Annotated in this window: 17 protein-coding genes; 16 read left to right on the top strand and 1 reads right to left on the bottom strand. The window is 42.3% G+C overall.

Features of this window, described 5'->3' with window-relative positions:
• Positions 1-76 precede the first annotated feature (76 nt).
• The 16 genes from AB4153_RS08165 (at position 77) to AB4153_RS08090 (ending at position 19,506) form a co-directional block, all read left to right on the top strand.
• Positions 77-541: a DUF3305 domain-containing protein gene (locus AB4153_RS08165; protein WP_102527581.1), complete on the top strand. Its 465-nt coding sequence runs from the start codon at positions 77-79 to the stop codon at positions 539-541.
• Complete coding sequence (locus tag AB4153_RS08160) at positions 541-1,170, top strand: DUF3306 domain-containing protein (protein ID WP_371997004.1); 630 nt, start codon at positions 541-543, stop codon at positions 1,168-1,170. The genes AB4153_RS08165 and AB4153_RS08160 overlap by 1 nt, the downstream gene beginning before the upstream one ends.
• A gap of 160 nt (positions 1,171-1,330) precedes the next feature.
• Positions 1,331-3,004, top strand: a complete 1,674-nt coding sequence (locus AB4153_RS08155; protein WP_371997003.1) for a 4Fe-4S binding protein — start codon at positions 1,331-1,333, stop codon at positions 3,002-3,004.
• A 10-nt stretch (positions 3,005-3,014) separates the two neighbouring features.
• Positions 3,015-3,704, top strand: a complete 690-nt coding sequence (locus AB4153_RS08150; protein WP_102527584.1) for a molecular chaperone — start codon at positions 3,015-3,017, stop codon at positions 3,702-3,704.
• Between the two features lie 138 nt (positions 3,705-3,842).
• Positions 3,843-4,043, top strand: a complete 201-nt coding sequence (locus tag AB4153_RS08145) for a twin-arginine translocation signal domain-containing protein (protein ID WP_102527585.1) — start codon at positions 3,843-3,845, stop codon at positions 4,041-4,043.
• 17 nt (positions 4,044-4,060) lie between these two features.
• Positions 4,061-6,910: a formate dehydrogenase subunit alpha gene (locus AB4153_RS08140; protein WP_102527586.1), complete on the top strand. Its 2,850-nt coding sequence runs from the start codon at positions 4,061-4,063 to the stop codon at positions 6,908-6,910.
• Positions 6,911-6,936: 26 nt separating this feature from the next.
• A complete protein-coding gene (gene fdh3B / locus AB4153_RS08135; RefSeq protein ID WP_102527587.1) occupies positions 6,937-7,533 on the top strand; it encodes a formate dehydrogenase FDH3 subunit beta in 597 nt (198 codons plus the stop codon).
• Between the two features lie 50 nt (positions 7,534-7,583).
• Positions 7,584-8,594 (top strand): formate dehydrogenase subunit gamma, encoded by a 1,011-nt coding sequence (locus AB4153_RS08130; RefSeq protein WP_102527588.1) that lies wholly within the window; start codon positions 7,584-7,586, stop codon positions 8,592-8,594.
• 822 nt (positions 8,595-9,416) lie between these two features.
• On the top strand, positions 9,417-9,614 hold the full coding sequence (locus tag AB4153_RS08125; RefSeq protein WP_102527589.1) for a twin-arginine translocation signal domain-containing protein: 198 nt from the start codon (positions 9,417-9,419) through the stop codon (positions 9,612-9,614).
• A 17-nt stretch (positions 9,615-9,631) separates the two neighbouring features.
• Entirely contained in the window at positions 9,632-12,487 is a 2,856-nt protein-coding gene (locus tag AB4153_RS08120) for a molybdopterin-dependent oxidoreductase (RefSeq protein WP_102527590.1), read from the top strand.
• Positions 12,488-12,515: 28 nt separating this feature from the next.
• Positions 12,516-13,085, top strand: coding sequence for a formate dehydrogenase FDH3 subunit beta (gene fdh3B / locus AB4153_RS08115; protein WP_102527591.1), 570 nt, complete (start codon positions 12,516-12,518; stop codon positions 13,083-13,085).
• A gap of 74 nt (positions 13,086-13,159) precedes the next feature.
• Complete coding sequence (locus tag AB4153_RS08110) at positions 13,160-14,149, top strand: formate dehydrogenase subunit gamma (protein ID WP_102527592.1); 990 nt, start codon at positions 13,160-13,162, stop codon at positions 14,147-14,149.
• Positions 14,150-14,459: 310 nt separating this feature from the next.
• A complete protein-coding gene (locus tag AB4153_RS08105) occupies positions 14,460-15,797 on the top strand; it encodes a coproporphyrinogen III oxidase family protein (RefSeq protein ID WP_102527593.1) in 1,338 nt (445 codons plus the stop codon).
• Between the two features lie 171 nt (positions 15,798-15,968).
• Positions 15,969-16,808: a PfkB family carbohydrate kinase gene (locus AB4153_RS08100; RefSeq protein ID WP_371996998.1), complete on the top strand. Its 840-nt coding sequence runs from the start codon at positions 15,969-15,971 to the stop codon at positions 16,806-16,808.
• Between the two features lie 484 nt (positions 16,809-17,292).
• On the top strand, positions 17,293-18,750 hold the full coding sequence (locus tag AB4153_RS08095) for a sensor domain-containing diguanylate cyclase (RefSeq protein WP_102527595.1): 1,458 nt from the start codon (positions 17,293-17,295) through the stop codon (positions 18,748-18,750).
• A 51-nt stretch (positions 18,751-18,801) separates the two neighbouring features.
• A complete protein-coding gene (locus tag AB4153_RS08090; RefSeq protein WP_371996995.1) occupies positions 18,802-19,506 on the top strand; it encodes an MOSC domain-containing protein in 705 nt (234 codons plus the stop codon).
• Between the two features lie 182 nt (positions 19,507-19,688).
• On the opposite strand, the gene AB4153_RS08085 is transcribed toward AB4153_RS08090, so the two are convergent.
• Entirely contained in the window at positions 19,689-21,611 is a 1,923-nt protein-coding gene (locus AB4153_RS08085; protein ID WP_229370200.1) for a methyl-accepting chemotaxis protein, read from the bottom strand.
• Between the last annotated feature and the right edge of the window lie 40 nt (positions 21,612-21,651).

Below are 21,651 nucleotides of genomic sequence, written 5' to 3'. Positions count from 1 at the left end.
TTGTTAATTAAGTTTATGTATTTATTATTCTTTTGTTTATTCCTCGTTGATTCATGTTTTTAAGGGCACAGCTTTTATGCAACACACTGAAAATGTTTGGCCTATGTACGTATCACTCAAGAAAGTTGAGAAAATGATAGGTCGGTGGCCATCGGTGACGTGGGAAGTCGATCAAATGCTTCCTGCGACTCACGAAGCTCCCGAGGGCGCGAAGTTAGTGTTATTTGAATTACATAAAGATGAGCGCGGAAGTTACCGTATCAATTTAGATATGGACAACACCATGCTTTATATCGTGTGTGATGAGCTAGCGGATGGAACCTATGTTCCTGCCGTTATTTCATGTGACCAAAATGTCGCTGCAGGTTGCTTAGAGTCAGAAACTCCGGTGTTAAATATGCCGATGCCAGAAGCATTAGCATGTTGGGTTGAAGCATTTATCACGCGTCATGGAGAAGTTGAAATTTCAGCTAAACGACGTAAACACGTTAATCGCCGCAAGGATCAAGGCCCAAGTACAGATCACCTTCGGAGTCATTAATGAGCGATAAACCTAGAGGATTTTTCTCTCGCTGGACAGAGCGTCGCGAACAAGTTGAAGCAGAAACTGCTGAGTTAGCTCAACAAGAGCAACAAGCACAAGCTTTACAGGCGCAAGCTGATAACGAAGAAATCCCAAGTAATGATGCTCAAGCTGAGTCGGCAGAAGCAGACCAACCTGAGAAGATACTTGAAGCTGAAGATTTACCTGACCCAGAAAAAATCGAAGTTGGCGGTAGTTTTGCTTCGTTTATGGGAGCGAATGTCTCTCCTGAGGCAAAATCGGCAGCGTTAAAAGCGTTATGGAAACAACCACAGTATAACGAAATTGATGGCTTACTTGAGTATGCCTTAGATTACAGCAACCAACCCAAACTGAGCCCAGAAGTCTCTGCTGAGTTGGCCAAAAAAGTTTTCCGAAACGTCATGAAAGACGAGAAAGAAACAGCTGAAGATGAAGAGTTATTAGCCAGTGAGGGAGATGACACAGTTGGTGATGCAGCTGATGCCCCACAAGGTATAAATGAGAAGAGTGAATTAGTCGCAGAGACTGACTTAATTAATCAGAATGATGATCTGATTCTGGCGCAGGAAGTGGAACAACCGCTTCAAAGCCAAGTAAAAGTCTAGTTCGACGCAATAATTTTATGTCCACTATTTTGGCGTGTTAGGTGTTTTACTTATTGTTTTAGCTGATGTAATTAACGCGAGTAGATGACGCATTGATTATGAATGGATTGAACAGCGTAATAAGTATTCCCAGCAGCTGAAAACTGTTCAGGAACGCAATGTGAGCAATAGTCAAACCCCGCTTGAACTACAACAAGTTCGCCAGCAGGTATTAGCACAGACTCAAGTGATCCAAAACTTGATCCCACCAACAGTCAGTTATACGACTGAAGGCAATGTGTTAGTCATCGGCCCAGAAGATTTGGCTCGATTAGCTGCAGACAAACTGTCTACTATGGCCAATACCGTAATTTTGGCTAACGAAGCCATTACTAGCCAAGATGAAGCGCATCTTGAAGCGGTAATGAATGCTGCTGTGAATAGTGAAAGCTATTACAACAAACTTATCTCTGTTAAAGGCTTTTTAGGCCAATTCCAAGTAACAGTAGAAAGTGACGGACAAGACAGTAAAGCAGCTGAATTAAGCTTAGTCGCCATCCGTAAGCCGCATTTTGATATCGTTTTAGATTTGAGCATGGAGCCATGTTTAAACCTTGAAATGCTGCCACCGGGTTACTTTTACGTCGGCCAAGATGCTGAAAAACTCGCTGATGCATTAGAGCAAATTCCAGACCTTGTTGGTGAGTTTGATAAGCCACGCTATGTGAAAGTGAACAGTGATATCTGTGCACATAACCGTAATGGCGTTAATGGCTGTAACCGTTGTTTGAATTTCTGTCCAGCAGATGCGATTAGCAGTATCGAGCAGAAAATTGAAATCGATCCATACCTTTGTCATGGTGCTGGCAGTTGTACCAATGCTTGCCCAACTGGTGCAATCGCATTTGATTTACCAACGCCACAAGCACTTCATAGTTACATTCAAAAGTTAATTAGCCGCTACCTTGAGCAAGCTCAAGCTGCACCTGTCATTTTATTCCATGACAGTGCCGTTGGTGCTGAATTAATTACTGCAGATTTGGTCGGTGGCATTATTCCGGTTGAGTTGGAAGAAATTACCGTTGCCAGTATTGATCATTGGATGTCAGCGTTAGCTTGGGGCGCACGTCAGGTATTAATTTTAAATACAGATGCAACTGCACCGACATTGACGCAAATGTTGAACGGTGAATTGTCGCTGGCGAATACTATTTTAGATGAAATGGGTCAGCCGCAACGTATTAGTTTAATTGATACAGAGACCTTAGCGTCACTTAATGACAAATTGGCTATAAGTTTAGATTGGCCATTAACTGTGCCAGCAGCTTTCACGCAAACAACCAAGCGTGAAACATTATATGCAGCTATTGATCATCTTAATCAACAAGCTGCAGCAAGTGACACCTGTATTGCTATTCACAATGTGCCTTACGGTAAAGTCGAAGTTAATCAAGACAAATGTACTTTATGTATGTCTTGTGTGGCGACTTGCCCTACTCAAGCATTGACTGATGGCGGTGATAAACCTGCACTACACTTTGTTGAACAAGACTGTGTTCAGTGTGGTTTATGTGAAAGCTCTTGTCCTGAGAATGTGATTACGATTACTTCGCAAGTCAACTTAGACCAAGCGTCACGTCAACAGCGCCAAACCTTAAAAGAAGAACCTCCATTTGAATGTATTCGCTGTGGTACAGCGTTTGCAACTCAATCAATGGTTCATCGCATGATTGATATGATTGGAGGTCACTCAGCATTTAACGCCAACATTGAGCGTTTAAAAATGTGTGGTGATTGCCGCGTAAAAGATATGTTTGAAGACATTCTTGAAGACCCTGAGAAGCAACTTCGATAAGAGACCCGATATGACCGAATTAGTTAGAGAAATTTCAGAAAACGATCAGCTACGGGCAGATATTTACCAAATATTAGCAGCCTTATTACGCCGTGAGCCAAGTGCTGAACTGCTAGCTTTTTTAGCTGAGCTTGAAATCGATGCTGAAGAAGAAAATGACATGACAGCGGCTTGGGCTGCATTGAAAGTTGCTGCAACTCAGTACACCGAAAAAGAACTCGAAGAAGAATACTTCAACATTTTTTACGGTGTTGGTCGTGGCGAAGTATTGCCTTATGCAAGTTGGTTTATGACAGGTTCATTGATGGATAAGCCTTTGGCTTTATTGCGTCAAGACCTACTGCAACTGGGTTTTGCTCGCGAAGATGAAGTGAAAGAGCCTGAAGATCATGTTGCTGCATTATGTGAAGTGATGGGGACTCTGATTTTAGAAGCACCCGGTTACCGTCAGTTAGCGTTTTACCAACGCCATATTGGCAGCTGGATAGCTCGTTTTTGTGACACATTAGAAAAAACACCTAGTGCTGCATTTTACGCTCCAGTTGCATTACTAGCTAAAGCATTTTTTGAAGTAGAAGCAAATGAATTTGAGCAATTAAGCTTAGATATCCCTGTGAACTGCCCAGGCAGTGAAGCAGAAGCTTCTGCATCAGAATCTGCAGAAAAAATTGAACCTTCAACCAATGAATTGGCATCTTAATTAGCCTACATTGTTGTTGGTACAAAGATTTATGCCACTGAATGTAAATTCAGTGGCATAGACCGAAACGGGAGGTTACTCCCACTCAATCTAGGGTGTATTTACCCTTTTATTTTAAGCGTTTATTAAGGAGAGACTATGAAGAAGCAAGCTTCCGACATGGGTCGTCGTCAAATGCTAAAAGCATTGGCTGTCGGCAGTGCCGCTGGCGCAGTTGCTACTGTTAGCGGACAAGCTCTAGCTGCCTCACCAGAAGCCACACCAGTTGTGGGTAAAAGTGATGGTTATAGAGAAACAAGCCATGTACGTAGTTACTACGACACGTTACGTAGTAAGTAATTTAAGGAGAATATGTGATGCGATTAACCCGCAAAACAGAGACAGTTGAAGTGGCAGATAAGCCTGCACTTGGACTGAATCGTCGCCAATTTTTAAAGTCAGCAACATTCGCAACAGGTGGTATCGCCGCTGCATCAATGCTTGGTGCTGGAATGATGCGTAAAGCAGAAGCTAAAGACGTACCACATGATGCACCAACTGAAGTAAAACGTACTATTTGTTCTCACTGTTCAGTGGGCTGTGGTATTTATGCTGAAGTACAAAATGGTGTGTGGACTGGTCAAGAACCAGCATTCGATCACCCATTTAACGCTGGTGGTCACTGTGCTAAAGGTGCTGCACTACGTGAGCACGGCCATGGTGAGAAACGTCTTAAGTACCCAATGAAGCTGGAAGGCGGAAAGTGGAAGAAACTTTCTTGGGAACAAGCGATTGAAGAAGTAGGTCAAAAAGCCCTCGACATTCGTCAAGAGTCAGGCCCTGATTCAGTGTTCTTCATGGGTAGTGCTAAATTCTCAAACGAACAAGCTTATATGTACCGCAAATTAGCGGCAATGTGGGGCACGAACAACGTCGACCACTCTGCACGTATTTGTCACTCTACCACTGTAGCCGGTGTTGCAAACACTTGGGGTTACGGTGCGCAAACGAACTCATTTAATGACATTCGTAAATCGAAAGCGATGATGTTTATCGGTTCGAACCCTTGTGAAGCTCACCCAGTTTCAATGCAACACATCCTTGAAGGTAAAGAGCGCGGCGCGAAAATTATCGTAGTCGACCCTCGTTTCACCCGAACTGCAGCTAAGTCTGACGAGTTCGTGCATATTCGTCCTGGTACGGATATTCCTTACATTTATGGTTTGTTGTGGCACATTTTTGAAAACGGCTGGGAAGACCAAACTTTCATCGACCAACGTGTATACGGTATGGAACGTATCCGTGAGGAAGTGAAGAAGTGGAACCCTGCGGAAGTTGAAAATGTTGCTGGTGTACCAGAAAAGCAAATGCATCGCGTGGCTAAATTACTCGCAGAGACTAAGCCTGGTACTGTGGTTTGGTGTATGGGTGGTACTCAGCATCACGTCGGTAATGCGAACACTCGTGCATACTGTATCCTCCAATTAGCCCTTGGTAACATGGGTGTTGAAGGTGGTGGTACTAACATTTTCCGTGGTCATGATAACGTTCAAGGTGCAACTGACTTTGGCTTATTGTTCGATACATTACCTGGTTACTACGGTCTGAAAACGGGTTCTTGGAAGCATTGGTGTAATGTATGGGATCTTGATTTCGATTGGGTTAAAAGCCGTTTCGACCAAGCTCAACATTTAGGCCAAGACCCAATGACTTCAACGGGTATCCCATGTTCACGTTGGCATGATGGTGTGCTTGAAGACAAATCTAAGATTGCTCAGAACGACAACATCCGTATGTCATTCTTCTGGGGTCAATCAGTTAACACTGAAACTCGTGGCCGTGAAGTGCGTGAAGCATTGAACAAAATGGACACAGTAGTTGTTGTGGATCCTTTCCCAACAATGGCAGGTGTCATGCACGAACGTACTGATGGTGTGTATTTACTGCCAGCAGCGACACAGTTTGAAACTTACGGTTCTGTATCGGCTTCAAACCGTTCACTACAGTGGCGTACACAGGTTATCGATCCTTTATTTGAGTCAAAAGCTGACCACATTATTATGTACAAGCTGGCGAAAAAATGGGGCATCGAAGCTGAATTCTGTAAGCATATTAAAGTGAATGGCGATGAGCCATTAATCGAAGATATGACGCGCGAGTTCAACAAAGGTATGTGGACTATTGGTTACACAGGCCAAAGCCCTGAGCGTTTGAAAATGCACCAAGAAAACTGGGGCACTTTCGATATTGAAAGCTTAGAAGCACCAGGTGGTCCAGCTAAAGGTGAGACTTATGGTTTACCTTGGCCTTGTTGGGGCACACCAGAAAACAAACATCCAGGTACACAAATTCTGTACCGTACTGGACGTGAAGTTAAGTATGGTGGTGGTAACTTCCGTGCACGTTACGGTGTAGAGCATGAAGGTAACAACATTCTTGCTGAAGGTTCTTACTCTAAAGGCAGTGAAATTCAAGACGGTTATCCTGAATTTACAGCAGACATGCTTAAACAGCTTGGCTGGTGGGATGATTTAACCGCTGAAGAAAAAGTTCATGCTGAAGGGAAAAACTGGAAAACAGATATTTCTGGTGGTATCCAACGTGTTGCGATTAATCACGGTTGTATCCCTTACGGTAACGCGAAAGCGCGTGTTATTGTTTGGAACTTCCCAGATGATATCCCAATCCATCGCGAGCCATTATATACCCCTCGTCGTGACTTAGTGTCTAAGTACCCAACCTACGAAGATCGTATGGTTGCACGTCTTCCTACTCTGTATAAGTCTATTCAAGATAAAGACTTTGCAAAAGACTTCCCATTAGCAGTAACGACGGGTCGTTTAGTTGAGTATGAAGGTGGTGGTGAAGAAACGCGCTCAAATCCATGGCTTGCAGAATTACAGCAAGAAATGTTTATTGAGATTAACCCTGCTGATGCAGCAGATCGCGGCTTACGTGATGGTGATGACGTATTCGTTCACAGTCCAGAAGGCGCTAAAATCACAGTTAAAGCAATGGTGACTCCACGAGTCATTGCTGGTGAATGTTTCATGCCATACCACTTCGCAGGTGTTTTCGAAGGCAAGAGCCTAGAGAAAAACTACCCAGAAGGCACGGTTCCTTATGTTATTGGTGAAGCTGCCAATACAGTAATGACCTATGGTTATGACGTTGTGACTCAGATGCAAGAGACGAAGTCTAGCTTGTGTCAGATCAGCAAAGCCTAATTAACTTGATGAGGAGATAAGCCACTATGGCAGTCATGAAATTTTTGTGTGACACAAAACGCTGCATCGAGTGTAACGGTTGCGTCACAGCTTGTAAGAACGAAAACGATTCCGCTCTAGAGTGGGGTATTCAACGTCGTCGCGTGGTTACTATCAATGATGGTGAACCAGGCGAAGCATCAATTTCAGTTGCATGTATGCACTGTACAGATGCACCTTGTATGGCCGTTTGTCCGGCGGATTGTTTTTATCAAACCGACGACGGCATTGTACTGCATGATAAAGATACTTGTATCGGTTGTGGTTACTGTTTCTATGCTTGTCCTTTCGGTGCACCTCAGTTCCCGAAAAAGACAGCATTTGGCAGTCGCGGCAAAATGGATAAGTGTACTTTCTGTGCCGGTGGCCCAGAAGAGAACCATTCAGAAGCCGAGCGTCAGAAGTATGGTGCAAACCGTATTGCTGAAGGTAAATTACCTATGTGTGCAGAGCTTTGTTCAACCAAAGCATTGTTAGCTGGTGATGCAGATATCGTATCGACTATTTACCGCGAACGTATGGCGAAACGTGGTAACCCGGATGCAATTTGGGGTTACGACCCTAAAACGGGTGATATGGTTTAGGCAGAGCAAAAGGTTACGGGCTTTTGTCCGTAACCAAGCAAGGAGTGACAATGTTAAACAAACAGTTAAACAAATCACTGCGTAGCTTGTTTGCTCTGTTGGTTCTGGTGATGGGGTTGGGTTTTTCAACCACAACCTTAGCAGCAGATGAACAATCAAGTAAGCAGCAGGCAGCGAAAGATAACCCAGCTGAATTATGGCGGGCTGTAAAAGGCGGTGAAACTGGTCGCACTACAGCACAAGGCATTGAACCTGGAGTATTAATCAATGTTGGTGGCAATGAAGGTAGAATTATTAGGGATGACTATATTACCCCTGCAGTAGCGTTAGCGCTTGTAGGTGTATTTGGTGCATTTTTAGTGTTCTATTTTGTCAATGGCCCAGCAAAATTAACCAAAGGTTTTTCAGGCAAGATGGTTGAACGATGGTCTAAAGCAGATATTTTACTGCATTGGATTATGGCAATTGCTTGTTTAATCTTAATGCTGACGGGTTTGATGATCATATTAGGTAAATTTGCTATTCAACCTTATGTGAGTGCCAGCATTTGGGCCGGGGTCATTGCTTTCAGTAAGTTTGTGCATGATTGGACAGGTCCTGTTTTCATCGTATCTTGGTTGGTATGTATTGTTAAATGGATGCCACTACAAACCATTAAAATGTACGATTTAAAATGGTTCCTTGTGGTCGGTGGTTACATCAACTTTGGTCCATTCAAAGGAAAGCATCCAGACAGTGGCTTTGCCAATGCTGGTGAAAAGATGTGGTTTTGGACCTTAGTATTCTTTGGTCTATTTATCAGCGTATCAGGCATGATGTTAGTGCTTCCTGGCTTAGATTTACCGCGAGAAGCTTCAATGCTTGCGTTACTTGTTCATGGTGTTAGTGCTGCAATTTTAATTGCATTCACGATAGTACACATTTGGATGGCAACAGCATTAAGTGAAGGTGGTATGGAATCGATGGTTTCAGGTTATTGTGATGAGAACTGGGCAATCCAGCATCACAATCTTTGGTACGATGAAATCAAAGCTAACGGTACCTTGAAATACCAAGAGTAATTGAACTAAGCCAATAAGGCTAAAGCAGTGAAAAACACCTCAACCGAGCTAATCTCGTTGGGGTGTTTTTATTGGTAGAGGTTTTATTTTTGTAAAGACGCTATGGAAAAATGTTGTTTATGTATTATCTAACTACCAGTCTAATTTCCCAGCTTACATTTAAAAATTACTTCAAGCTAACCCGAGTTTGAAGGTCATTCAAAGTGCCTCGATTTTGGGGCTGATTGTTTGTCTTTTGGTGTGTCTTTTGGTTCTGTCATTATCCCTTTAATTGCCCCTTTAACTGTCACTCAATTTAAGCATTGTTCGTAGAATCATTTTGCGTAAGAAGTCACTTGATTGTTAATGAGTCGATAAGTATTTATTTAGGCCGTTACTTGGGCATCGTTAATAGCTAAGAGTACTATCTCCGTTAGTTTTAAGTCATAAATGCTATAAGTGAATAATAAGGATTCTCAATAACAAGGATAGCTTATCAACTATCTAACTGCATGAGATGTTAAGGTTTTTAACAAATGTAGCTTTGCGGATTAAGATGCAGATTTGTTCATTTCAAAAGCAAACCTTTCTAAAATATGACCCAGTTAACGCTTTGTTGATTCCATCGCTTTTTTTGGAATGTGAACTGGTGCTAGATCAATTTTTTTCGACCACTCTCCCTATATATTAGCGGCGTAAAATTTTTAACATTATTCATTTAGAAGTGTTTTTACCTTTTGGATTCACTTTCATTAACTTGTTGTTAACAACAGGTTTTGAGGAATCGAGAAGGCCTATTAGGGCATCAACCGATGAGTTGGTGTGATTTAACCGGGAGTAAAGATGAAGAAGCAACAGCCTGATCTGAACCGCAGATCTTTGCTGAAAGCCATCACCGTAGGTAGCGCTGCTACTGCAGCAATTGCTGTTTCAGGTGTGAGTGTGGCCCAAGCAACCGAGAGTAACGTTAGCAGCAAAAATGCTAAAGGTTACAAAGAAACTGCGCATATTCGTAGCTACTACGATAGCTTACGCGGCTAATTCAGGAGAAATAAGCGATGAAGTTAACTCGCAAGTCTACCGCAGCACCTAAAGCTGCATCAAAGTCGCTCGGTATTAACCGTCGTCAATTTATGAAGAATGCAGGTATTGCAACAGGTGGTATCGCCGCTGCTTCATTAATGGGCACTGGTATGATGCGTAGAGCTGAAGCGCATGATGTACCGCATGATGCACCAACTGAAATCAAACGTACTGTATGTTCTGCATGTGCTGTTGGTTGTGGTTTATACGCTGAAGTACAAAATGGTGTGTGGACAGGTCAAGAACCTGCATTCGATCATCCATTTAACGCTGGTGGTCACTGTGCAAAAGGTGCTGCTATCCGTGAACATGGTCATGGCGAAAAGCGTCTTAAATACCCAATGAAATTGGTTGACGGCAAGTGGAAGAAACTATCTTGGGAGCAGGCTTACAACGAAGTCGGCGACAAGATGATGGATATCCGTGAAGAATCAGGTCCTGATTCAGTTTACTTTATGGGTAGTGCTAAGTTCTCGAACGAAGGCTGCTACATGTACCGTAAATTTGCGGCAATGTGGGGCACGAACAACGTCGATCACTCTGCTCGTATTTGTCACTCTACCACGGTAGCCGGTGTTGCTAACACTTGGGGCTACGGTGCGCAAACTAACTCTTTCAATGATATCCAGAATGCAAATGCAATCTTCTTCATCGGTGCAAACCCGGCTGAAGCGCATCCAGTTGCAATGCAGCATATCCTTATTGCTAAAGAGAAAAACAACGCAAAAATTATTGTTGTTGACCCACGTTTCTCACGTACTGCTGCACACTCTGATCTTCATTGTGCACTACGTCCAGGTACGGATATCCCTTTCATCTACGGTATGCTTTGGCACATCTTTGAAAACGGTTGGGAAGACAAAACGTTCATCAAAGAACGTGTTTTCGAAATGGAATCAATTCTCGAAGAAGTGAAGAAGTTCCCACCGAAAGAAGTTGCAGACATCACTGGTTGTAGCGAAGAAGAAGTTTACCAAGCTGCGAAAATGATGGCAGATAACCGTCCAGGTACTGTTGTTTGGTGTATGGGTGGTACTCAGCATCACGTAGGTAACGCGAATACACGTGCTTACTGTATCCTTCAATTAGCACTGGGTAATATGGGTGTTTCTGGTGGCGGTACTAACATTTTCCGTGGTCACGATAACGTTCAAGGCGCGACTGATTTAGGTTTGTTATTCGATAACTTACCTGGTTACTACGGCTTAACTTCTGGCGCATGGGATCACTGGACAAACGTGTGGGACATCGAGCTAGACTGGGTGAAAAACCGTTTCGACCAAAATGAATACCTTGGTCGCGTACCAATGAATACTCCTGGTATTCCTTGTTCACGCTGGCATGACGGTGTTTTAGAAACACCTGAAAAATTAGCACAAAAAGACCGTGTACGCATGGGCTTCTTCTGGGGTCAATCAGTTAACACTGAAACGCGTCAAGATGATGTTCGTGACGCACTAGACAAGATGGACACTGTAGTTGTTGTGGATCCATTCCCAACAATGGCTGGTGTAATGCATCGTCGTCAAAACGGCGTTTACTTGCTACCAGCTTGTACTCAGTTCGAAACTGAAGGTTCAGTATCTAACTCTGGTCGTAGTCAGCAGTGGCGTGAAAAAGTTGTTGAGCCATTATTTGAATCAAAAACTGACCTTGAGATTATGTACCGTTTATCTCAAAAGCTTGGTTTTGCAGACGAGTACACTAAGCGTATCGCTAAAGATGCCAATGACGTGCTTGTTATCGAAGACATTACTCGCGAAATTAACCGCGGTATGTGGACCATTGGTATGTCAGGTCAAAGCCCTGAGCGTATCAAAGAGCACACCCAAAACTGGGGCACGTTCAGCAACAAGACACTTGAAGCTGCTGGCGGACCTGCTAAAGGCGAAACTTACGGTTTACCTTGGCCTTGTTGGGGAACTCCTGAGCAGAAGCATCCAGGTACTCAAATTCTTTATAACACAAGCAAGCATGTTCTTGATGGTGGTGGTAATTTCCGTGCACGTTACGGTACCGAATACCAAGGTAAGAACTTGTTAGCTGAAGGCAGCTTCTCTAAAGGTGCTGAAATCACTGACGGTTACCCAGAGTTCACTGCAGACATGCTTAAACAGCTTGGCTGGTTTGACGAGCTAACTGCTGAAGAAAAAGTTCATGCAGAAGGCAAAAACTGGAAAACTGATATCTCAGGTGGTATCCAACGCGTTGCAATGAAGCACGGCTGTATCCCTTACGGTAACGCTAAAGCTCGTTGTATTGTTTGGACATTCCCTGACCAAGTACCTGTTCACCGTGAGCCGTTATACACGCCTCGTCGTGACTTAGTATCTAAGTATCCAACGTACGCAGATATGCAAGTACATCGTCTACCAACACTTTACAAGTCAATTCAAGACAATGACAACAGCGCTAAGTACCCATTAGCACTGACTTCTGGTCGTCTGGTTGAGTATGAAGGTGGTGGTGAAGAATCTCGTTCTAACCCTTGGCTTGCAGAGCTTCAACAAGAAATGTTTGTTGAAATTAACCCTGCTGATGCTGCTGACCGTGGTCTTCGTGACGGCGACACAGTGTGGTTAGAAGGTGCTGAAGGCGGACGTATTAAGATTAAGGCAATGGTTACTCCACGCGTTAAGCCTGGTGTTACTTGGATGCCTTACCACTTCGCTGGTGAGATGCATGGTGAGAGTCTTGAGGCTAATTACCCAGAAGGCACAGTACCTTACGTACTAGGTGAATCATGTAACACTGCATTGACCTACGGTTATGACCCTGTGACGCAAATGCAGGAAACCAAAGCATCGCTTTGTCAAATTGAAAAAGCGTAACTGCAGCTATAGCTAGGAGAATTGCCAAATGGCTACAATGAAATTTTTATGTGATACCAAGCGCTGCATTGAATGTAATGGTTGTGTCACAGCTTGTAAAAACGAAAACGACTCTGCTTTAGAGTGGGGTATCCAACGTCGTCGTGTTGTCACTATCAATGATGGTGTGCGCGGTGAAGCGTCAATCTCAGTTGCATGTATGCACTGTAGTGATGCACCTTGTATGGCAGTATGTCCTGCAGATTGTTTCTACAAAACAGAAGACGGCATCGTACTTCACGACAAAGATACTTGTATCGGTTGTGGTTACTGTTTATATGCATGTCCGTTCGGTGCTCCACAGTTCCCTCAGTCAGGCGCTTTCGGCAGCCGTGGCAAGATGGACAAGTGTACTTTCTGTGCTGGTGGCCCTGAAGAAGATCATTCACACGCTGAGCGTGAGAAGTACGGTGCTAACCGTGTCGCTGAAGGTAAACTTCCAATGTGTGCTGAGCTTTGTTCAACCAAAGCACTGCTTGCAGGTGATGCAGAAATCGTTTCTGCTATCTTCCGCGAGCGTGTTGCATACCGCGGAGCTAACAAAGGTGTTTGGGGTTAATCTCCAAGCGTGTTAGTCAGCTTAGCTATGATGCCTAGGGCAACCTAGGCATCGAATAGCATAGAGGATGTAATATGAACAAGTGGTTCAAACAAATTGGCGTTGTTATCGCACTGATGTTCAGTGTCATGACCTTCGCCCACGCAAGTGGAAATGTTGAAGAGTCTCTAACCGTTCAAGATGGCAATGCACAATTATGGGCACAGCTTAAAGACGGTGCTGAAGGACGTACGACTTCAACAAGTGAGTTCCATAAACAACCAATCAATACCTATGATTTACGTGTATTTGATTTGCGTAGTGACTGGCTTGCTCCTGCTTTAGCTTTATCGCTATTTGGCATGATCATCATTTTCGTACTGTTTATGAAAATTAACGGTATTTCGAAATTACACGGTGGTTTCACTGGTAAGATGGTATATCGCTGGTCTAAATTTGACGTATCAATTCACTGGCTAGGTGCGATTCCTTGCATGTTATTGATTTTGACAGGTTTAGTACTACTTGCTGGCCGTTACTTCCTTCAGCCATACATTGGTGAAGGTATGTGGGCTGGATTGGTAAATGCTTCTAAAGTTATCCATGATTACATGGCTATCCCATTCATGTTGGGTTGGGCGTTAATGGTAGTACTTTGGGCTAAAAACCAAATGCCAAAAATGTATGACATTAAATGGATGATGGTGGTTGGTGGTTACATTAACTTCGGTCCATTTAAAGGCAAGCACCCTGACGCTGGTTTTGCTAACGCAGGTGAAAAACTATGGTTCTGGGCATTTGCTCTATTCGGTCTAATCATCTCAGTATCAGGAATGTTATTACTGTTCCCGAACTTATTTGAACCAAGCCGTACCTTAAGTTTGATTGCACTAGTTACTCACTCAGTGAGCGCTATCGTAATCTGTGCTTTCTCTATCGTGCATATCTTCATGGCAACCGCTATGTCTGAAGGTGGTATGGATTGTATGGTGTCTGGCTACTGTGATGAGCAGTGGGCTAAACAGCATCACAACCTTTGGTATGATGAAATCAAAGAAAAAGGCGAGCTTAAATATAAAGACTAATTAGTCTCTATATTGAATCGTAAACACCCTCAATAGCTTTGCTTTGAGGGTGTTTTTGTATCTGAATTTTAACGTTCAAAATTACAACATAAAGCTTTGTTATATTTAACATACGGATAGTGTACATTAGGTGTTGGTTATTTAATGAGTGCTAATCTGTGATCTCTATGGTAAAAATCAATTGAATCAGTTGTGATTACCTCCTAAGTTATAGATAGTTCACATAATGGTTACTCGATTGAGAGTACTCTGCTCAATCAGCAATCGTTTAGCATTGCGAGTATGTACATATTTTAAGATAGGAAGTGCTATGTCATCAATAATTAAGCCATCAGATAAAATTATCCAATCACCTTACCAGGCCAATATTACTACGCCAGATTGGATGATCAGTGCGATGGAAAAAGTGATGCAATTTTACGTTGACCGTAATTTGCGCTTAGATACTGTATCTGCAGAAATGATGCCGAATCCAGTGGAAGGCAAAAAGTACATGCTCTATGCGCACGTGCCTTTTTGTCATACCTTGTGTTCTTACTGTACTTTTCATCGCTTCTTATTTAATGAAGACAAGGCTCGTCGCTATTTCGTTTCTTTACGTAAAGAAATGGATATGGTTAAAAACCTCGGTTACGATTTCGAATCTATGTACATCGGTGGTGGCACCACAACAGTGCTTGAAGATGAACTTGCTCGCACTATTGAACATGCTAAAAAGCTGTTCCCAAGTATTAAAGAAGTGTCATGTGAATCAGATCCTCAACATTTAGACAGTGAAGGCTTTAAGCAATTAGAAGGCTTAGTCGATCGTATGTCTATTGGTGTACAGAGCTTTAACGATGACATTTTGACCATGACTGACCGTATTGAAAAGTTCGGCACTGGTCAGCAGACTTTTGACCGCATTATGGCGGCTAAAGAATTATTCCCAATTATTAATGTTGATTTGATTTTCGGTTTCCGTGGTCAAACCGATGAAGTTATCCAACATGATTTGGATATGGCTTCAAAATTAGACCCTCGCCAAATCACCACTTATCCATTGATGATTACCCATCAAACCCGTAAGAGTGTGAAAGGCAAGCTAGCCGCACCTCATGGCGACATGGCGCGTCAATACCGTCAAATTCTAAATAGCTTAAATGGCCAGTACACTCAACTTTCTGGTTGGGCTTTTGGTAAAGCCAATAATGAAGGCTTTGATGAATACGTTATCGATTTTGATGAATACTTAGGAGTCGGTTCTGGTTCATTTAGTTTCTTAGATGACACCTTATACGTGAACACTTTCTCGTTGAAGAAATACCAAGAACGTATTGCCAGTGGCAAGATGGGTGTTGAGCAACAAAAGCAATACGGCAAGAAAGAAGTGATGCAATACCGCTTCTTGCTAGGTATGTTCTCAGGTCGTTTGTCACGTAAATACTTCCGCGACACATTTGGTGTTAACTTAGATACCGCATTATTTAAAGAAATGGCTTCAATGAGAGCCATTGGTGCGATTAAAAATGACCCGAATGACCCAGACAACTTGATTTGGACTGATAACGGCAAAATGATGGGCTTGTTAATGATGAAAGAATTTTATTCAGGAATGGATAATGTTCGTGCGCAATTACGTAAACCATTACAAGCCGCTGATATGTAAGTATCTAACGTTTAAGAAATAAGTTAATGAAAGGCAGTGACCATAGTCACTGCCTTTTTTGTTATTTGCAGTATACTGAATTTGAATGCATCATCTCTATTCTCACCATTTTGTCATTTCTATCATAATGATGTTGGTGCATTGAACATTGAATAGTTAAAAGAGATTGCTATGGCCAATATTTTACTGCTTGCCAATATTAACTGTGACCGACTACTTCAGTTAGACAAACCATTACAAACCGGTGGACGTTTTCATTATCAAGATGGTGGTTTACGGCTGGGTGGTGGTGGCGCCAATACAGGGATCGGTCTTGTTTGGGCAGGTCATTCAGTTTCGCTAGTTAGCCAAGTAGGCAATGATAAAATTGGTAACTGGATTTTAGCTCAAGCCAGTACCCAAGGTTTAGATTGTCGCTTAGTAGAACGCTTTCAGGGTAATACCTGTGAAATGCTATTGGTGATGACGCCAGACGGTGAGCGAACCATTATTCGCCCAGAACGTCCAATATTTGCATTATCTTCTCCACCTAATTGGCTGCAATTCGATGCTCTATATACTAATTCTTCTGCAAAAGGTATCAGTGGTTGGACCGAGTCAGCTTTAGACTCCTGCCTTGTCGTGTCGCAACTAGCCAAAGATGAACGAGTGCGCCCATGTCATATTCTCATTGCCTCTATTACCGATATGGAGGGGCGCTGCAATGAAGAAAAATGGCGTTTTGCGACTCAAATAGCCGGTGAGTCATTACGTTACTTTGTGGTAACCGATGGTGAAAATGGAGCCATCGCTTATAGTGAGGATGATCAAGTACATGTACCTGCTGTTCTATCTGAGGTGGTGGATACCACAGGCGCAGGCGATGCATACGCAGCAGGTTTAATTCACTTCCTGTGTAAGCAAAAAAGCATTACTGAAGCGATGGAAGAAGGGGCGAGATGGGCGGCTTTTGCTGTTGCGACGCCTAGCTCTGTTCCTGGTGACGACTTAAAACACTATTTAGCTAACTGAATAGGAAAATAAATAGTTAAGTAAGTGAAGTTGTCTTTTGGTGGATAGCTTCATTTTTCTGTCACATAACTGTCGCGATTATGTCATGTAGTAAATCTATAATTTCGCCGTAATTTGTTGAAAGCCAATTCTTTTCCGCTAAAGATTTAGTTTGATATAGCCCTTCCACTTCCTGGGAGTTAATTACAACCCTATTTAATTTTTGGTTTGAATTTACGACCCTGTATCCCCCCATTTACAGGGGCTTTTTTTGTCTCGGTAAAAATAAAGGATTTGCAATACCTGATAAATACAGAGTTTTTGGCTCAAAAATCCGATGCGCCTTCATTGCTTTTCAGTTAGTATTTACATTGGTTTAACATGTTCGCATATACCAGTTCTTATCAAGCTAATAATAGATTGCCACTTGCCTATGTAGTCACATACATCAGTAACCACTTGCATCCATTACTACTTTGAAGAGCTCAGTTTTAGTAGGGGCGTTATGGGAAATAAAGTTTGGAACGATAAAAAGCGTTTTATTTGGATGTTATCCATACTGCTTTTAGCTGCATTTATTGTCACAAGTGGAATTAGCTACCAAGTTGCACATGAATCATTAAGCGAGCAAATAGAAGATAATACATTGCCGCTGACCAGTGACAATATCTATTCTGAAATTCAACAAGACCTTCTACGACCTATCTTTATATCCTCGTTAATGGCGCAAGATACCTTTGTTCGGGACTGGACCATTAATGATGAGCAAGACCCTGAAAAACTGATCCGATACCTTAACGAAATCCAGCAAAAATATAATACGGTAACCAGTTTTTTCATCTCTGAATCGAGTCGGAATTACTATCATTCCAGTGGTGTGCTAAAAAAAATTGAAGATGTTTCAAGTGAAGATGCTTGGTATTTTCGAGTACGTTCATTACCTAAGTCAGAAGACTATGAAATTAACATTGATACCGATACCGCCGATAAAAATCGTACGGTCATTTATGTTAATTATAAGGTGTATGACTTTGAAGGTAATTTCATTGGTGTCACCGGTGTAGGTTTGGCCGTTGAAAGCGTGAAAAAGATGATTGAGCTATACCAGACACGTTATAACCGCAAAGTTTATTTCTCTGATAGACAAGGCAATATTACTTTGCGCAGCAAAGGGTTTGATGGTGCGACTACTTTACAATCGACAGCAGGGTTAGAGAAGTTAGCAACCCGTATTTTAACCAGCCCAAGTGCATCTTTTTCCTATAGGAGAGATAACAGAACGATTTATTTGAATAGCCGTTTGGTTGAAGAGTTTCAATGGTATTTGATGGTTGAGCAAGATGAAGTGTTGGCAGAAAAGAAATTGCTCACAACATTTTGGCTCAACATTGGTTTGAGTTTAGTGGTGACCTTTGGGATTTTATTGATTGCCAATATGACTTTGGGTAAATACCAAAGAAAATTGGAAATGATGGCGTCGACAGATAAATTAACCGGTGCAGCCAACAGGCAAGCGTTTGAAGAATACTTTACCCCAGCTTTATCTCGATCTTTGGTCGAGTCAACACCGATGGCTGTGCTCATTATCGATATCGATCATTTCAAACAAGTGAATGATAAATATGGGCATAATATCGGAGATCTGGTGATTCAGTCTGCAGCCAATGTACTCAAGTCAAACCTTAAAGAAGCGGATTTACTTTGTCGCTGGGGTGGGGAGGAGTTTTTGGTATTATTACCTAATATGAATATCAGTCAGGCGCATGAATTAGCTGATCGCATGCGTGAAACTGTCGCTGCTAGAAGTATCAAAGTGAATGGCAATGATATTAATATCACCATTAGCAGCGGCGTTGCTGAGTATCGTAAAACTGAGACACCTGAAGAACTCATTAACCGCGCAGATATCGCCTTGTATCAAGCAAAGGAGCAAGGTCGAAATCAGGTGGTGTTGTCTTATTAATTCACAGTTAATAAATTCTATATTTGTTCATATCATGACGAGAGCGTATTAATGGCAGGCTATGTGTTAGCAAAAAAGATCTCAGGATTATTCCGTGGAGATAAAATTGATACCTTAGAAAGTATTGATAGTGGTATGAATAATAAACTCCCGGTGCAAAGTCTTAGTGTGACGCAACATGGTGTGGAAGGTGATAAGCAAGCCGATCCGATTCATCATGGCGGTGAAGAACGTGTATTACACCATTTTCCGCGTGAGCATTATGGTCAGTATCGTCGTTGGGATTTAATCACTAACTTTAAAGATGTCCCAGCCATGGGGGAAAACATCAGTACTGTAGGTTTAGATGAGTCACAAGTGAATATTGGTGACATTATTCAAATAGGTGAAGTCTTATTGCAAGTGACTCAACCACGCTCACCGTGTTTCAAGCTTAATCTGCAATTTGGCCATCCTAAATTTGCATTAGCAATGCAAGAAAGTCGCATGTGTGGTTGGTTTTATAAAGTGCTGCAAGCGGGAGAAATTAACGCAAATGACAGCATAGTGTTGATTGAACGAAAAACCGACATCAGTATTGCCCAGGCGATGAAGATTTACTTCTTACCTGAAGTCGACCCTGAACAATATCAGCAATTGATGCAATGTGAAGGTTTGGCACAAAACTGGGTGGCGAGTATGCAAAGACGTATTGATACTCAACAAATCGAAAACTGGCAATATCGATTATATGGCCCTGCTGGTGAACCGGCTTAAAGGTTTAATAAGCTACATAATATAATCAAGCTAACAAGTGGCGAGGGGTTTGCTTATCGTTAACTTATGGCGATTAATTATTTCATTTCAATCAGTTATTATTAAATCGTCTTTGTCAAAAATGATATAATTAAAAAAACGCACAATAAATTGTGCGTTTTTTATTGGAAAATTTCCTATATTTATTCAATTTTAAATCGAGCTACTAACACATCCAGTCGACCCGCTAGGGCGTTGAGAGACTCACTTGCTTGTGCCGCCGCTTGAGCCGTATCAGCTGTACGTTGAGTAATATCATTAATTTCTGTGACATTACGGTTAATATCTTCTACGACCGTTGATTGCTCTTCTGTCGCCGCAGCAACTTGAATGTTCATATCACTGATTGAAGCAATTTGCTGGCTAATGCCGCTGAGTGATTGGCTTGCTTCATCTACTGCATTCACCCCTTCTTGGGAGCGGTTACGTGACGTTTCCATGGCAACAACGGCGCGACTTGCTTCAGATTGCAGTTTATCAATCATGGTTTGTACTTCGTTGGTGGAATCAGCAGTACGAGAAGCAAGGTTTCTTACCTCATCAGCTACAACCGCAAACCCTCTGCCTGCTTCACCCGCTCTTGCCGCTTCAATCGCAGCATTCAATGCCAGTAAGTTAGTTTGTTCTGAGATTGCACGGATCACATCTAAAATACCACCAATGGATTTAGTGTGGGTTGCAAGAGACTCAATCACTTCACCGACTTGCTCTACATCATTTGATAATTGATTAATGGTTGTTCTTGCACTCATAACGACCTGCTGGCCATCAGAAGATTCAGTATCAGCTTCTTTTGCTGTCACTGCGGCTTGTGCAGCATTACTGGCGATTTCATTTACCGTTGCGCCCATTTCATTAATGGCGGTCACAACCATAATGGTTCTGTCTTTTTGCTGTTGGCTATCATCAAGAGTTTGGTTCGCTTGAGCTGAGACATCTTTTGCTGACAAGCTTAATTGTTCACTGGTTCTTGCTACCTCTATGACCGATTCTTGTATTTTGGCAATAAAACTATTAAAGCCTTTGGCAAGCTGAGCTAATTCATCATTTCCCTCAACAGGAAGGCGTTGGCGTAAATCGCCTTCCCCCTCGCCAATATCTTTGAATAGTTCAGCTACTTTCGCAATGGGACGACTTACCGAGGATGCGACAGCGCTGGCAACCACAATAAAAAATACTGCGACAATGATCGTCCCCAGTATTATTTGATATACCGCTTTATCTAACAGGGCAAAAATTTCTGACTCTGGTACTTCGGCAATCAAATACCAGTTCATGGCCGGAATATAGCTACTGGCAATAATAGTGCTCTGGCCATTTACGTCAATGCGCATAAGGTTAAAGTCATTCTGCGCCAGTAAAGATTGAGTATTATTTCCTGAATAGAAGCCACTCAAACTCGCTTTACCTATCTGGTTAGGATCAGGATGGAGTTTTACACTGCCATTAGCATCAACCAAGTAAACGAAACCACTGTCTTCGATTTTGAAGGAACCGAGCTGTCGTACCATATCATCCAGTGACTTTGCTAACCCAACCAAGCCTCGGCCATTTGGTTGTTGATAATTAATAAAGAGTTTTACTTCACCATTCGTTTCAGTAAATACATTGAGCATTCGCTCTTGCCCGCTATTAACATAATCAAAAAACCAACTATCTTGCTGTGGGTTTAAAACGCGTAAAAAGCCATCTTGTGTGTAATAGGCTGCTGTTTCTTTGTCAGCAAAGGATGCTTGTGCAAGTTGATACTGATCTTGTAAATCGCCTAATTGTGCAACAACATTGGCTTCAGTATCGCTTGGGCGTCCCTGTTCAACCCATTCGAGTAACATGCGACTGTTTGCAAGTTGCTCAGCAGCATTTAGTAAGTTGTTGATATCAAGTTCTAATTTATGGCGAATTTGCATTAATAAGCTAGGTAGCTCGGAGTCTAGCATTCGCTGTTCAATTACATTTTTAGCACTACGTTGACTGAATACTCCGACAAGCATGGTTGAAAAGACGACACCAAATATCATCGAAAATAAGATTTTTTGTTTAATGGAGAGGTGTTTTAACTGATTCATTCGGGACAACCTGTATAGTTCAATATGTCTAATATCGGCA

Origin of the sequence: Shewanella sp. 10N.286.52.E4, from assembly GCF_041468785.1 — a bacterium.
Taxonomy (GTDB): domain Bacteria; phylum Pseudomonadota; class Gammaproteobacteria; order Enterobacterales; family Shewanellaceae; genus Shewanella; species Shewanella electrodiphila.
Note: the sequence above shows the minus strand (reverse complement) of the source record. Positions and strands in the feature narration are given on the sequence as shown.

Excerpts from the sequence above, each read along its gene's own strand:
- AB4153_RS08110 (WP_102527592.1), top strand. The coding sequence starts at position 13,160 with ATGAACAAGTGGTTCAAACAAATTGGCGTTGTTATCGCACTGATGTTC.
- AB4153_RS08140 (WP_102527586.1), top strand. The coding sequence starts at position 4,061 with ATGCGATTAACCCGCAAAACAGAGACAGTTGAAGTGGCAGATAAGCCT.
- AB4153_RS08165 (WP_102527581.1), top strand. The coding sequence starts at position 77 with ATGCAACACACTGAAAATGTTTGGCCTATGTACGTATCACTCAAGAAA.
- fdh3B (WP_102527591.1), top strand. The coding sequence starts at position 12,516 with ATGGCTACAATGAAATTTTTATGTGATACCAAGCGCTGCATTGAATGT.
- AB4153_RS08085 (WP_229370200.1), bottom strand. The coding sequence starts at position 21,611 with ATGAATCAGTTAAAACACCTCTCCATTAAACAAAAAATCTTATTTTCG.
- AB4153_RS08160 (WP_371997004.1), top strand. The coding sequence starts at position 541 with ATGAGCGATAAACCTAGAGGATTTTTCTCTCGCTGGACAGAGCGTCGC.
- AB4153_RS08120 (WP_102527590.1), top strand. The coding sequence starts at position 9,632 with ATGAAGTTAACTCGCAAGTCTACCGCAGCACCTAAAGCTGCATCAAAG.
- AB4153_RS08150 (WP_102527584.1), top strand. The coding sequence starts at position 3,015 with ATGACCGAATTAGTTAGAGAAATTTCAGAAAACGATCAGCTACGGGCA.
- AB4153_RS08125 (WP_102527589.1), top strand. The coding sequence starts at position 9,417 with ATGAAGAAGCAACAGCCTGATCTGAACCGCAGATCTTTGCTGAAAGCC.
- AB4153_RS08145 (WP_102527585.1), top strand. The coding sequence starts at position 3,843 with ATGAAGAAGCAAGCTTCCGACATGGGTCGTCGTCAAATGCTAAAAGCA.
- AB4153_RS08130 (WP_102527588.1), top strand. The coding sequence starts at position 7,584 with ATGTTAAACAAACAGTTAAACAAATCACTGCGTAGCTTGTTTGCTCTG.
- AB4153_RS08090 (WP_371996995.1), top strand. The coding sequence starts at position 18,802 with ATGGCAGGCTATGTGTTAGCAAAAAAGATCTCAGGATTATTCCGTGGA.
- AB4153_RS08100 (WP_371996998.1), top strand. The coding sequence starts at position 15,969 with ATGGCCAATATTTTACTGCTTGCCAATATTAACTGTGACCGACTACTT.
- AB4153_RS08105 (WP_102527593.1), top strand. The coding sequence starts at position 14,460 with ATGTCATCAATAATTAAGCCATCAGATAAAATTATCCAATCACCTTAC.
- fdh3B (WP_102527587.1), top strand. The coding sequence starts at position 6,937 with ATGGCAGTCATGAAATTTTTGTGTGACACAAAACGCTGCATCGAGTGT.
- AB4153_RS08095 (WP_102527595.1), top strand. The coding sequence starts at position 17,293 with ATGGGAAATAAAGTTTGGAACGATAAAAAGCGTTTTATTTGGATGTTA.